This window comes from Zunongwangia sp. HGR-M22 (assembly GCF_027594425.1).
Classification (GTDB): domain Bacteria; phylum Bacteroidota; class Bacteroidia; order Flavobacteriales; family Flavobacteriaceae; genus Zunongwangia.
In genome coordinates this window covers 2,183,686-2,198,135 of record NZ_CP115159.1, presented here as the reverse complement: position 1 = coordinate 2,198,135, position 14,450 = coordinate 2,183,686, and the positions used below count along the sequence as shown (strand labels likewise).

Annotated in this window: 9 protein-coding genes; 8 read left to right on the top strand and 1 reads right to left on the bottom strand. The window is 36.0% G+C overall.

From position 1 onward, the window contains the following. Positions 1-87 precede the first annotated feature (87 nt). Positions 88-777: an NUDIX hydrolase gene (locus PBT91_RS09515; RefSeq protein WP_270058245.1), complete on the bottom strand. Its 690-nt coding sequence runs from the start codon at positions 775-777 to the stop codon at positions 88-90. A gap of 256 nt (positions 778-1,033) precedes the next feature. Between PBT91_RS09515 and PBT91_RS09510 the strand changes: the two genes are divergently transcribed. Genes PBT91_RS09510 through PBT91_RS09475 form a run of 8 tightly spaced genes read left to right on the top strand, consistent with a single transcriptional unit; the run spans position 1,034 to position 14,361 of the window. Further along, positions 1,034-4,111 carry a SusC/RagA family TonB-linked outer membrane protein gene (locus PBT91_RS09510; RefSeq protein ID WP_270058244.1) on the top strand — a complete coding sequence of 1,026 codons (3,078 nt, stop codon included), beginning with the start codon at positions 1,034-1,036 and terminating at the stop codon, positions 4,109-4,111. A gap of 12 nt (positions 4,112-4,123) precedes the next feature. Next, entirely contained in the window at positions 4,124-5,692 is a 1,569-nt protein-coding gene (locus PBT91_RS09505; protein ID WP_270058243.1) for a RagB/SusD family nutrient uptake outer membrane protein, read from the top strand. A 20-nt stretch (positions 5,693-5,712) separates the two neighbouring features. Beyond that, complete coding sequence (locus tag PBT91_RS09500) at positions 5,713-7,257, top strand: alpha-N-arabinofuranosidase (protein ID WP_270058242.1); 1,545 nt, start codon at positions 5,713-5,715, stop codon at positions 7,255-7,257. Between the two features lie 5 nt (positions 7,258-7,262). After that, the gene (locus tag PBT91_RS09495) at positions 7,263-8,885 is read left to right on the top strand and encodes an arabinan endo-1,5-alpha-L-arabinosidase (RefSeq protein WP_270058241.1); all 1,623 of its coding nucleotides are present in this window, start codon (positions 7,263-7,265) and stop codon (positions 8,883-8,885) included. An 11-nt stretch (positions 8,886-8,896) separates the two neighbouring features. After that, on the top strand, positions 8,897-11,278 hold the full coding sequence (locus tag PBT91_RS09490) for a glycoside hydrolase family 127 protein (RefSeq protein WP_270058240.1): 2,382 nt from the start codon (positions 8,897-8,899) through the stop codon (positions 11,276-11,278). A 35-nt stretch (positions 11,279-11,313) separates the two neighbouring features. After that, complete coding sequence (locus PBT91_RS09485; protein ID WP_443089646.1) at positions 11,314-12,237, top strand: glycoside hydrolase family 43 protein; 924 nt, start codon at positions 11,314-11,316, stop codon at positions 12,235-12,237. Between the two features lies 1 nt (position 12,238). Next, entirely contained in the window at positions 12,239-13,234 is a 996-nt protein-coding gene (locus PBT91_RS09480; protein WP_270058238.1) for an arabinan endo-1,5-alpha-L-arabinosidase, read from the top strand. A 23-nt stretch (positions 13,235-13,257) separates the two neighbouring features. After that, entirely contained in the window at positions 13,258-14,361 is a 1,104-nt protein-coding gene (locus PBT91_RS09475; RefSeq protein WP_270058237.1) for a family 43 glycosylhydrolase, read from the top strand. Positions 14,362-14,450: the final 89 nt, after the last annotated feature.

Here is a 14,450-nt window from a genome sequence, read left to right as displayed (position 1 = left end):
GGCTTTTTAATTGCTCAACATTTAAATGGCGTATTTGAATACGGACACTTTTATTAAAATCAATAAGAAATTGCCTTAATTTTAAAATTAAAGTTTAAAAGAAAAGCCATCATCTGTTTTTTTCTTATATTTTTCCTGATCGAATTTGTATAAAAAAGAACCTTTTCTGGAAGAACTCATGTCTTTTTCCTCTAGCTTTACCAGTATATCGAATGAATTTATCTTATTAATAAAATTTCTTTTATCCAGATCTTCGTTTAAAATCGCCTCATAAAGTTTTTGTAACTGACGCATTGTAAATTTTTCCGGTAATAATTCAAATCCAATTGGACCATTGGAAGCTCTATACCTTAATCGACTTATGGCATGTTTTACCATCTTACCGTGGTCAAAAATTAACGATGGTGATTCAGATAAGGAAAACCATTTGGCAGAATAATTTTCTGTAAGCTCTGTATCGTGCTCAGTAATATTTATAAGAGCAAAATAAGATACGGATAGAGTTCTTTCAACAGGATCTCGGTCTACCTTACTAAAGTTATATAACTGTTCTAAGTATACATTATTTAGCCCTGTTAAATGATGTAGAATTCGATTTGCTGCGTGGTCTAAATTTTCATCCTTTTTTAAGAAGCCACCCATTAGTGACCATTTTCCCTTTTCTGGTTCAAAATCCCGTTTAATCAGTAATATTTTTAACTCTTCGTCATCGAAGCCAAAAATAATACAGTCTACAGCAAGCAGAATTTTATCCTCGGTACTATAACTATGAATCATTGGTTGGTATTAGTTGGGCAATTTAGGTTTTTTCAAAAATAAATCATAATAGCCTTAACTTTTTTAAAACATAATAAATTTTAACATTTAAAGCATGATACCACAGGATACTACACTTTAAGCGGTTTATAATTATTAAATTCGTTTATTTTAAGATGTAAAGTTAAAAATATGTAAAAAAACATTTGCTAAATTAAGTAAACTTTAATTATATTTGGAAATGTAAAATTCACACTTATAAACTAAAGTTTAACTTATGCTAATTTTAAAATTACTTTTAAGAGCAATTAGTACATTACGAAAACCTTTTCGTTGTTTAGCCTTTTTCATATTTATAGGCTTTTCTGCTAATGCGCAAGATGGCCAGTTGATTACTGGTACTGTAACTTCTGAAAGCGATGGTCTGCCACTGCCCGGAGTTAACGTTATTATTAAGGGTACAAACAATGGAGCAGTTACCGATATCGATGGTAATTACGCTATTGAGGCTAACGCAAACGATGTAATTGTTTATTCCTTTATTGGATATAAGCAGCAGGAGGTTTCAGTTGGTACCCAAACTGAAATTAATGTTGCATTATCTGATGATTTGAATGCTTTAGACGATGTCGTTGTAGTTGGATATGGTACGCAACGTAAGGAAGATCTTACCGGGTCGGTTAGTGTAATAGACACCGACGAAATGCAAAAAGTTTCTAACAGTGATGTTTCTCAAATGCTACAAGGTAGAACAGCCGGTGTTACGGTTACTGCTGATGGACAGCCGGGAGCTGGAGCAAATGTTAGAATTCGTGGAGTAGCTACTTTTGGTAATAGCCAGCCACTTTATGTTGTAGACGGTGTGCCAGTTGGAACATCGATCAGGGATTTTAATCCAAACGACATCGAAAGTATTCAGGTTCTTAAAGATGCTTCTGCAGGTGCAATCTACGGGTCTAGAGCAGCCAATGGAGTTGTAATTATTACTACAAAACAAGGTAGAAAAAATTCGCCATTAAAAATTCAATACAGTGGATATTATGGTATTGATGAAGTGGCTCAAAGAATTCCTGTTTTAGGTAGAGAAGATTACCAGATGATCTCTAATGAGAAGAGATTGAATGCTGGACAGCCTCTAATACCAGGAAACGATCCTAATTCTGATTTATTTGTCGATGATATTAATACAGACTGGCAATCAGTTGGTTTAAAGAATGGACACAGACAAAATCATAACATTGGCTTATCTGGTGGTGGTGAAAATATAACTTATAATGCCTCTATTGATTATTTTGAAAATGAGGGGATTTTTGTAGGTAACGGGCCTGATTACGAAAGATATTCTGGAAGAATTAATACCGTAATGGAAAAAGGAAGGTTTAAGATATCTCCATCATTATACTACACACATAGTTTCGAAAATTCTCTAACCTTTAGAGATGATGTTTTAACTGGTGGCCGTCCTCCTTTAATTAATGATTTAATCAATGCAATTCCAACTTTGGGAGTTTTGGATCCAAATAATGAAGGAGGCTATGCAGGTACTTCTTCAGAAATCCATCAAGAAATAATTTTGAACGTACCAGGAATAAATAGTCTTTTTACTAACAATGTCGAAGTGGACAGAATCTTCGCTATCGTAAATCCTCAATTTAAGATTCTTGACAGTGAAAATCATGAACTAACTTATAAATTGAATACAAGTTACGATAAAACCCATGTTAGAAGTTTTTCATTTGTACCAGAATTTGAAATGGGATATTTCTTTGGATCTGGAATATCAAGATTAGATGATAATTCTACAATCTATACAGTAGGACTAATTGAAAATACCTTAAATTATAAAACGACATTAGGAAAAAATACTTTCGACCTTATATTAGGGCAAACCTATCAGGAAAATAAAACTGTAATTAGAACAGCTCATTCTGAAGATCTACCTAAGCCTTATTATCCTATTCTTTCCAATGGTGTTAATCAAACAGTAGGAGGTTCACTGGTAGAAAGCTCGATAGCTTCTTATTTTGGTAGACTAAACTATAATTTTGATGATAGATATTTACTTACCGCTACTATAAGAAGAGATGGTTCTTCCAGGTTTAAAGAAGAAAATAGATGGGGAACCTTTCCTTCATTAGCTTTGGGATGGCGAATAAATAATGAAGAATTTTTTAATGTTTCAGATGATTTAGTTAGCAATCTGAAATTAAGAGTAAGTTATGGGGAACTGGGTAATCAAAATATAGGCGATTATCTATATCAGGCTGTAATTAATAGAACTATTCCTTATAATTTTAATCTAAATAGGGTTTTAGGTGGTTTACAGACTAGTGTTATAAATGATGATATTGTTTGGGAAACAACAAAGTCTTTAGATATTGGATTAGAATCAACTTTATTCAACTCAAAAATAGATCTTACCTTAGATTATTATAGAAGAGAAACAGAAGATATTTTAGTAGGAGTTCCTATTCCTTGGTCTACTGGTTCTGTTAATGTAAATCCGTTGGTAAATGCTGGAAGTATTCTAAATTCAGGTATTGAGGCTGAAATAACTTACCATCATACAGGTGAAGATTTCAATTTTGATATATCAGCCAATGCAAGTACTATAAATAATGAAGTGCTAGCCTTAGGAGGTAATCAAGAGCCAATAACGGGAGCTGGATCTAGAACTCAAATTGGTAGAGAAGTTGGTGAGCATTTTGGATTTGTTTATGATGGAATTTTTCAAACTCAGGCAGAGGTAGAGGAACACGCTCTTCAGCCAGGTGCTGCACCAGGCGATGTTAGGTTTAGAGATTTAAATGGTGATGGAGAGATAAATGCTGATGATCGAACATTTTTAGGGAGTGCCCTTCCAAGTGTAACATTTGGACTTAATTTCGCTGCAAATTATAAGAATTTTGATTTTACAGTATTTACTTCTGGGGCCGCTGGGTATTACATAAATAGTAGACTTTATAGATCTTTAATGCTTTCTACAGGTTACATCAACGCGCATGAAGATATTTTAGACAGATGGACTCCAGATAATACAAATACAAATATACCTCGCGTGGTTGCAGATGATCCTAATAATAATGCTCGTGATTCCAACAGGCCAGGTTGGTTGCAAAAAGGAGATTACCTTCGAATTAATACTTTATCTTTAGGCTATACTTTACCAAGCGATATCTTTGATAAAGCTTTAAACTCTTTAAGAGTATATGGAACTGTCCAAAACTTATACACATTTCAGCATTACAAAGGATATAATCCAGATTTCAATTCTGGAATATTGGAGCCTGGTTTTGATAACGGGACATATCCAAGGCCTAGAACCTTTATGCTAGGTGTTGATTTATCATTTTAAAAAAAGAATATTATGAAAGTTAGAAATATATTAGCATTATCCTTTGGCATGCTAGCAATGACTGGATGCGAGGATGAACTAAACTTAGACAATCCTAACAGCATGACTTCTGCTGCTTATTGGGCAGATGAAGATCAAGCTTTAGCTGGTATAAATGCCACATATACTCCTCTTATTAACGATGGATATTATATGAGAATGACACCTGCATTGACTGATGGTCGTGCAGACGATTTTCGTGCAGATAGTCCTTGGCCGGATCTGGGACAAATTTCAAATTTCACCATTTTACCTACTTCAGATCCTATAAGATGGATGTGGGAAGCTTATTATCAACAGGTTTTTAGAGCCAATCAGGTAATACAAAACACACCAGATATTGAAATGGATGAGGATCTGAAACAGAGAGTTATGGGACAGGCCTATTTTTTAAGAGGTTTAGCCTTTTTTCATCTTGCTATAAATTTTCAACAAGTGCCTATTCCATTAACTCCTGCACAGAGTGAAGCAGATTATTATCAACCCACAGGAACTGAAGAGGAATTATGGGAACGAATAAAATCTGATTTTAGTCAGGCTCAGCAAATGCTACCTGTTGATTATGCGAATGTAAATGGACCAGATCGAGGTCAGTTAGGAAGAGCAACAAAAGGTGCAGCTACAGGTTTTTTAGGAAAAGCACATCTTTATCAGGAGGAATGGAGCGAAGCTGCTGCTGAGTTTAAAAAATTAATCGATGGTCCAGAAGTTAATGTGTATTCATTAATGGATGATTATAGGGATAATTTTAGTCCTTTTAGTGAAAATAATGCAGAATCATTATTCGAAGTTCAATTTGCTACACCAGATCAAGTAGGAGGTTCTGTGAAAAATTACGGTGGAGAGCCTCAGAATGCTTGGATGCAAGTTTCTTCAATTGGTCATACGTATGCTCAAGATGGATTCGGATATTCAGATTTTCTTCCTACTAGATGGATTTATAATAAATACAAAGAAGAGGAAACTGTCGATGATAATGTAGATCCTAGATTGTTAGTAACTCTTGCTTCTAATGAACCAGAAGCGAATTCAACCACAGTTTACGGTGGAGTAGAGTGGCCACATGCTCCCGATGCTATTTATCCAAGAAAGTACACACATGATGGTTTAGGTTTTGAATCTGAAAGCCAGGGTGGTAACGAACTTTCTGAAATTAACTATCGTTTAATGAGATATGCTGATGTTTTACTAATGTATGCAGAGGCTTTAAATGAATTGGGACAGACCCAAGATGCGTATCAATATATAAATCAAGTTAGAAATAGAGCAAATCTTGCAGATCTTGAGGATATTGCACCAAGTCTTTCTCAAGAAGGTATGAGAGATCAATTGGCAGAAGAAAGAGCACTAGAGTTCGCAATTGAAAGTATAAGATGGCACGACATTAGAAGATGGGGATGGTTATACGATGCTGAAAAATTAGCTGAACTTAGAGAACGTGATAATGAATTCAATTCTTGGAGACCGGGTAAAGAATATTTACCTATCCCGCAATCTGAACTTGATGTTAATCCAAATGCTGAACCAAATTCAGCTAATTAATAAACCATTTTTAATTGACTATGAAGAAAAACAGCTTAACAATATTATCGCTAATTTTATTTTTAATTGGATATACAGGACTTAGTGCTCAAACTGAAGTTAAAATTGAGGATCAAGATTCTTTGAGAATTAACCGTAATATCTATGGACACTTTGCAGAACATTTAGGACGTAGTATTTATGATGGTCTATATGTAGGTGAGGATAGTGAAATTCCTAATACGGATGGAGTGCGTAATGATTTAATTGAAGCACTTAAAAATCTACAAATTCCGGTGTTAAGATGGCCAGGTGGATGTTTTGCTGATACGTACCATTGGATGGATGGGATCGGTCCTAAAGAGGATCGTCCAACAATTGTAAATCAATGGTGGGGTGGAGTTACAGAAGATAATAGCTTTGGTACACATAACTTTCTTAACCTTTGTGAGGAGCTAGGAGCCGAGCCATATTTAGCGGCGAATATTGGTAGTGGAACAGTTAAAGAATTTGCTGACTGGATCCAGTATGTAAATCATGATGGTACTAGTCCTATGGCTAGTCTTCGTAAAGAAAACGGAAGAGAAAAACCTTGGGGAGTAAAATATTGGGGTGTAGGCAATGAAATGTGGGGTTGTGGTGGAAACATGACACCAGAATATTACGCTAATCTTTATCGCCAATATGCAACCTTTATGACCAGCTGGGATAATGAGACCGGTCTATACCGTATTGCGTCTGGTGCCAATGTAGACGATTATCACTGGACAGAGGTTTTGATGCGTGATGTTCCGCATCATCTAATTGAGGGTGTGGCTTTACATTCTTATTCTTTTGTAGAATGGGGAGATAAAGGTGATGCCGTAGATTTTAACGAAGCACAATATTTTTCTACTATGCAAACAGCTTTAAAAATGGAAGAGCTGGTAACTAAGCATAGCGAAATAATGGATAAATACGATCCAAAAGGAAATATTGAACTTATCGTCGATGAGTGGGGTGGATGGTATGATGTTCAGGAAGGTACAAATCCTGGATTCTTATATCAGCAAAATACCATGCGTGATGCCATGATTGCGGGTGTTTCTTTAAACATTTTCAACAATCACAGTAAACGTGTAAAAATGGCAAATCTGGCGCAAACTGTTAATGTGCTACAAGCCGTAGCCTTAACCGATGGAGCCAAGATGTTACTCACACCTACGTACCATGTAATGGAAATGTATAAAGTTCATCAAGATGCTAAATTACTTCCGGTTTCATTTGATTCCCCTCAATATTCTTATGAAGGAGAATCTTTACCTGCAGTATCAGTATCTGCGTCTAAAGACGATAAGAATGTTATTCATATTTCCGCGGTGAATATAGATTCTGAAAAAGAGAACGAAGTTGAATTTGAGCTCTCAGGCTTTGATATCGATGATTTTAATGCAGAAATATTGGTTTCTGAAAATCTTCAGGATCACAATACTTTTGATAGCCCAGAAAAAATAATTCCGAAACAATTCAAAGATTTTAAATTCAAAAGAGGGAACTTGAAGATTACATTACCTCCTTTTTCTGTGGTTGTTTTGGAGAGTAAATAAAAATTATGAGAATAATTAATGAAAAATCATATTTAAAAGGATTGATAGCAATATTAATCATCATCGGAGCATATAGTTGCTCCGATGATGATTCTGGAGGTTTTGTAGACGAAGTTGAAGAAGAGGAAGAAGAAAACATAGACGAGGAATCAGATTTCGATGGACCTACTTATAATGATGATTATACATCAATTGCATCATGGGATAATCGATCTTCCTGGAACTTAGCAAATGTTCACGATCCAAGTATAACTAAAGACGGCGAATATTTCTATATGTATCAAACCGATGCATCCTATGGGAATGCACATGAGGGAAATGGTCATTTTCCTTACAGAAGATCATCAAATTTGGTAGATTGGGATTTCCAGGGAATGGTATTTTCTGAAGTGCCTTCCTGGATCAAAGATTCATTAAATAGTATGCGATCTAAAATGGATCCGCCATTGCCTGCAATTGAAAATCCGGAATATGGATTTTGGGCGCCAGAAATAGCCGAGGTTGATGGTAAATATAGATTTTATTATAGCGTAGTTGTTACTAATCCTATTATAGGAAACGATAACAATACTTCCTGGACAGAGCGTGCGTTTATTGGTTTAGCTGAAACCGACGATCTTGCTTCCAATAACTGGGAGGATAAGGGTATGGTTGTAAACTCGATTCCTGACGGTCTAGAAACATATACAAGAACTGGTAGTGGAGATTGGAGTGGTTATTTTAAATATAATGCCATCGATCCCACTTATATTAAGTCAGCTAATGGTGAGCATTGGTTAATATACGGTTCTTGGCATTCTGGGATTGCTGCCGTTAAACTTGATGCATCTACTGGGAAACCATTTCAATTAAACGCTCTAGAAGACTATGGTACACGTATCGCCGGTAGAGGGAATGTAAACCAAAATCGTTGGCAGGCTTTAGAAGGTCCAGAGATTATTTATAATGAAGAAACTGGCTATTATTATTTATTCTTGGCTTATGATGAACTATCTGTAGCGTATAACACACGTGTTGCCCGTTCAGAAAATATTGAAGGTCCTTATTATGGGATTGATGGAGGTAATGTGACTAATGGAGCAGAAGCTTTCCCTGTTTTGACACATCCTTATCAATTTGACAACCATCCGGGATGGGTTGGTATTGCGCACTGTACAGTATTTAAAGATGAAGAAACCGGAAAATGGTTTTATTCCTCTCAGGGAAGGTTGCCAGAAGGGGTTGAAGGAATTAATGCCTCTAATGCTGTTATGATGGGGCATGTTCGTGAAATTTACTGGACAGAAGATGGTTGGCCGTTAGTAGCACCGGAGAGATATGCCGCAGTACCAGACGAAACCATAGTTAAAGAAGATTTAATTGGAACTTGGGAACAGATCACATTGCAATATCAATATAGAACCATGCAAACATCTGTTGATGTAATTCTTAACGAAGATAATACGCTTGGAGGAGCTATCAGTGGATCTTGGTCCTTTAATGAAAACGCACAGATGCTCGAAATTAACGGGAATAGTTTTATATTAGATAATGCTTGGGATTGGGAAGCATCTCCTAGAAAAACAACAATTACCTACGCAGGCATAGCAAATAACGGCTATTCTGTTTGGGGTAAAAAATCCAGATAATAAAAATATCAATGAAAATTAAACTCCCAGGTTTGAGAAAGGCTTTAATTGTTGGAATTATATTTTTATCCACAAATTTACTCGCACAGCAAAACAAACTATCAGTTTTTAAGCTTAATGATGTAAAACTTCATCAAAGTATTTTTGAAAAAGCGATGTATACCGATTTGGATTATATCATGCAATTAGATCCAGATAGGCTTTTAGCTCCTTTTTTACGCGAAGCCGGTTTAGAGCCGAAAGCAGAAAGTTATCCAAACTGGGAAAATACAGGTCTCGATGGTCATATTGGCGGCCATTATTTAACCGCGCTTGCCCAAATGTATGCTTCAGCCGGTAGCGAGGAAGCTTTAAAGCGATTAAATTATATGATTGCTGAATTAAAAAAAGCTCAGGATGCTAATGGAAATGGTTACATAGGTGGTATTCCGAAAAGCGACCGGATCTGGAAAGAAATTTCAGAAGGAAAAATAAATGAAGGTGGTTTTAGTCTTAACGGTGGTTGGGTGCCACTTTATAATATTCATAAAACTTATGCAGGTTTACGAGATGCCTATCTTATCGCCGGTAACAAACAGGCAAAGCAGATGCTTATCGATCTTACCGATTGGATGCTTGATATTACTGAAAATCTTTCCGAAGAACAAATCCAGGAAATGCTTATTTCAGAGCATGGCGGTTTGAACGAAACCTTCGCAGATGTCTATAAAATTACTGGAAATAAAAAATATTTAGATTTAGCCTATGCGTTTACCCAAAAACAAATACTGAATCCTTTAGAAAACGAGGAAGATATTTTAAATGGAATGCATGCGAATACGCAGATTCCAAAAGTTATTGGTTTTGAAACCATTGCCGCTTTAGATCACAATAAAGAATATCACAATGCGGCTACTTATTTTTGGGAAAATGTTGTAAATAATAGAACCGTTTCAATAGGAGGAAATAGCGTTCGGGAACATTTTCATCCCGCAAATGACTTTTCAAGTATGATGAGTAGCGTACAGGGGCCAGAAACCTGTAATACTTATAATATGCTGAAGTTAAGTGAAAAGCTGTTCTTAGCTGATGCTGAAGAAAAATATATGGATTTTTATGAGCAGGGATTGTACAACCATATTCTATCGTCCCAGCATCCAGAAGGCGGTTTTGTGTATTTTACGCCAATGCGTGCTGGCCATTATCGGGTGTATTCTCAGCCTGAAACTAGTATGTGGTGTTGCGTAGGTTCTGGTTTAGAAAATCATGGTAAATACAATCAGATGATCTACGCTCATAGCGAAAATGAGCTGTATGTTAATCTTTTTATAGCTTCAGAAGTTAATTGGTCAGCCAAGAATTTCAAACTGATACAGGAAACCGATTTCCCAAATTCAGAAGAGACTTCGTTTAAAATTGAAACCCGAAAATCGCAAAAAGTAACTATAAATCTTCGTTATCCCTCTTGGGCTGGCAAAGGATTTAATGTTGAGGTAAATGGAAAAAAAGTAAAATTCGATAAAAAACCGGGCTCTTATATTTCGATTAATAGAAAGTGGAAAGACGGAGAGCATATTTCGATGAATTTACCTATGAAAATTTCTTCGGAAAGATTACCAGACAATTCTAATTACGAATCTTTGAAATATGGGCCATTAGTACTAGCTGCAAAAACCGGAAAGGATGATTTAAAAGGTCTTTTTGCTGATGCCAGTAGAGGAGGGCATATTGCTGAAGGTAAAAAGATCCCACTTTCAGAAACACCAATATTTCTTTTAGATAATTTAGATAATCTCGCTTCTAAAGTTAAGGTGGATTCTAAAAAAGAACTTCGGTTTTCAGCAAAATCGGTTTTATATCCTTCTGAATTTAAAGATCTGGAATTTGAGCCGTTTTATAAAATACACGACTCTAGGTATATAGTTTATCTGCCGGTACAAACTCCAGAAAGTCTTGAGGCTATTCAGCAAAAAAGAAAAGAGCAGGAAATTGCCGAACGTGAGCTAGAGGAAAAAACGATCGATTATGTAAGCCCGGGAGAACAACAACCCGAATCAGATCACTTTATAAAATCGAAAAATTCAAATGCTGGTGTAAATAAAGATCGCCACTGGCGAGATGCCACAGGATGGTTTAGCTACGAATTTCAGGATGCAGCTAACGAAGCTGCAAGAATTAGATTAACCTATTTTGGACAAGATAAGGATCGAAAATTCAAAATTTTGGTCAATGGAGAATTGGTTGCCAATGAAGATCTAAACGGTGAAAATGGAGCCGAGTTCTTCACCAAAGATTACGAATTGCCCAAGAAGATTGTAGAACAAAAAAATGATACCCTAACCATACGCTTTGAAGCCGAAGCTGATTCTAGAACTGCCGGAATTTATGGCGTTAGACTTATGAAAAAACAATGAAAAAAATTGCAAAACTAGTAGTATGTGGTGCATTTATGGCTACTTCAGCTGTAGGACTAGCACAGGAAGAAAATTTTAATAATCCGATTATTACCAATAAATACACGGCAGATCCTGCTGCATTGGTGTATAAAGATTCAGTTTATATTTACGCAGGACATGATGAAGCGCCATTAGACCGTAACTTTTATAAAATGGACGAATGGTTGGTATATAGCTCGGCAGACATGGTGAATTGGAAAGAACATAAAGTTCCTCTAAAAGCGAAAGATTTTGAATGGGCTAAAGGTTCGGCGTGGGCTGCTCAGGTTATTGAAAGAGACGGTAAATTTTACTGGTATTTAACTGTAGAACATAATGATGAACATCCCGGTAAAGCCATTGGTGTTGCCGTATCAGATTCGCCGGTTGGGCCTTTTGAAGATGCCCGGGGTAGTGCGCTTATCACTAACGATATGACTACCGAATATACCGATATTTCCTGGGATGATATCGACCCTACCGTTTGGATTGAAGATAATGGAGATGCTTATCTATATTGGGGAAATACGCAACTTTATTGGGTGAAATTGAAGGATAATATGATCGAATTTGAAGGTGAAATTCAGACGGTAGACCTTCCACATTTTACCGAAGCTCCCTGGATCCATAAAAAAGATGATTGGTATTATCTTTCTTATGCTTATAAATTTCCGGAGAAAACAGCTTACGCAATGAGTAAATCTATCGAAGGACCGTGGGAATATAAAGGAATATTGAATGAAGTTGCTGGTAATTCCAATACCAACCATCAGGCGATTATAGAATTTAAGGATAAATGGTATTTTATTTATCACAATGGCAGCATTCCTACCCATGGAGGAAGTTTTAGAAGATCGGTTTGTATCGATCGTTTATACTATAACGACGATAATACATTAAAAAGAATAATAATGACTTCAGAAGGAATACAAGAATAATATGAAAAATTTGAGATATTGTTTATTAGGGTTATTGCTGAATGGTTTTCTAGCTTCAGCACAAATGATAACTCCAACTAACGAAACCATGGTACATGATCCGGTAGCTATAAAAGCTGAAGGAAAATATTATATGTTTTGTACCGGTAGAGGAATTTCAATGTTTTCTTCGGAAGATTTAAAAGAATGGAAACATGAAGCTCCGGTTTTTGAAGAAAAACCTTCATGGACCGATGGGGTAGTTCCTGAATTTAGAAATCATATTTGGGCACCCGATATTGTTGAGCATGAAGGCAAATTCTATTTGTATTATTCTGTTTCAGCATTTGCTAAAAATACTTCAGCAATCGGCTTAACGATCAATTCAACTTTAGATCCAAATAGCCCGAATTATAAATGGGAAGACCAGGGGATCATTGTGCAATCTGTTCCTAATCGCGATATGTGGAATGCCATAGATCCCAATATTGTTTTTGATGAAGAAGGTACGGCCTGGTTAAACTTTGGTTCTTTTTGGGACGGACTCAAATTGGTGAAATTAAGTAAAGATTTAAAATCTGTAGCGCAACCGGAAGAATGGTATACCATTGCCAGAAGAGAGCGCTCTTTTGATATTCCAGATAAAAATCCTGGTGATGCGGCATTAGAAGCTCCTTTTATTTTTAAGAAAGATGGCTGGTATTATCTGTTTATCTCCTGGGATCTGTGTTGTCGCGGGGAAGACAGTACTTATAAAGTGGTAGTAGGAAGATCAAAATCGGTTAAAGGGCCTTATTTAGATCAATCGGGTAAATCTCTGGCCAATGGCGGAGGTACGTTGGTAGTAGAAGGGAATGAAAACTGGTATGGAGCAGGGCATAATAGCGTATATACTTTTGATGGTAAAGATTATATGTTTTTCCATGCCTACGATGCTCAAGACGGAGCCAAGCCAAAATTAAGGATCAAAGAATTAAGCTGGGAAAATGATTGGCCAGAACAACTAAAATTGAATTAAAATTCTCACGAAAAATTAATAATATGAAAATTAAATCATTTTTAAATATGGTTTTGGTAGCTATTTCTGTTCTTGGGATGGCTAACTATTCTCAGATTAATGCACAGGGTGATCCATCAAAAGATAAAAATTTTGTAAAATCTAATGATCCTATTGTGTTGCAACGAGCAGATCCATTTGTATATAAACATACAGATGGATATTATTACTTTACAGGATCTGTTCCTACTTACGATGCTATCGAAATAAGAAGAGCAAAAACTATTAAAGGTTTGCAGGATGCTAAACCGGTTCGGGTTTGGGAAAAACATGAAAGTGGACCCATGAGTCGGCATATTTGGGCACCAGAAATCCATTTTTTAGATGGAAAATGGTACGTGTATTTTGCAGGAAGCGAAGAAAGTGATATTTGGAAATTAAGACCTTACGTTTTAGAATGTACCGGCCAGAATCCCTTAGAAGATGACTGGAAAGAACTTGGAATGATGCAAGCGGCAGACAATGACCCGATGAGTTTTACTGATTTTTCTTTAGACGGAACTGTTTTCGAAAATAATGGGAAACGTTATTTCTGCTGGGCCGAAAAAACCGGCGGACAATTTGCGGCTTCTAATTTATATTTAGCTGAAATGGAATCACCAATCAAATTAAAAACGGTTCAATTTATGCTAACAACACCAGATTACGACTGGGAGCGAGTAGATTTTTGGGTAAATGAAGGTCCTGCAGTAATCAAAAATGATGGTAAGATTTTTATTACTTTTTCTGCAAGTGCCACAGGAGCTTCTTACAGCATGGGAATAATGGAGGCTGATGCTGATGCAGATCTATTGGACAGAAATTCCTGGACAAAATCAAGATATTCAGTTTTAAAAACGAATGAAGAAAAAAGCATTTATGGCCCAGGTCATAATTCTTTTACCGTAGATGAAAATGGTAATCCTTTAATGATCTATCACGCCAGGGATTATGAAAAGGCAGTTGGTGATCCTAAAATGGTTCCAGAATCAGATAAAAGATCTTTAGAAGAAATTAAAGCAGATCCATTATATGATCCTAATCGACATGCAAGGTTAATGGAAGTAAAATTTGATGAAAACGGCAGACCAGTTTTTAAATTATACTAACATAAATGAATAAATGGGGATTTAGAATTAAGGAAATGAAGGCCTTATGTAAATCCTCTTTTGTTCATTTTTATTGAGAATCAGATAAA

Excerpts from the sequence above, each read along its gene's own strand:
- PBT91_RS09515 (WP_270058245.1), bottom strand. The coding sequence starts at position 777 with ATGATTCATAGTTATAGTACCGAGGATAAAATTCTGCTTGCTGTAGAC.
- PBT91_RS09510 (WP_270058244.1), top strand. The coding sequence starts at position 1,034 with ATGCTAATTTTAAAATTACTTTTAAGAGCAATTAGTACATTACGAAAA.
- PBT91_RS09505 (WP_270058243.1), top strand. The coding sequence starts at position 4,124 with ATGAAAGTTAGAAATATATTAGCATTATCCTTTGGCATGCTAGCAATG.
- PBT91_RS09500 (WP_270058242.1), top strand. The coding sequence starts at position 5,713 with ATGAAGAAAAACAGCTTAACAATATTATCGCTAATTTTATTTTTAATT.
- PBT91_RS09495 (WP_270058241.1), top strand. The coding sequence starts at position 7,263 with ATGAGAATAATTAATGAAAAATCATATTTAAAAGGATTGATAGCAATA.
- PBT91_RS09490 (WP_270058240.1), top strand. The coding sequence starts at position 8,897 with ATGAAAATTAAACTCCCAGGTTTGAGAAAGGCTTTAATTGTTGGAATT.
- PBT91_RS09485 (WP_443089646.1), top strand. The coding sequence starts at position 11,314 with ATGGCTACTTCAGCTGTAGGACTAGCACAGGAAGAAAATTTTAATAAT.
- PBT91_RS09480 (WP_270058238.1), top strand. The coding sequence starts at position 12,239 with ATGAAAAATTTGAGATATTGTTTATTAGGGTTATTGCTGAATGGTTTT.
- PBT91_RS09475 (WP_270058237.1), top strand. The coding sequence starts at position 13,258 with ATGAAAATTAAATCATTTTTAAATATGGTTTTGGTAGCTATTTCTGTT.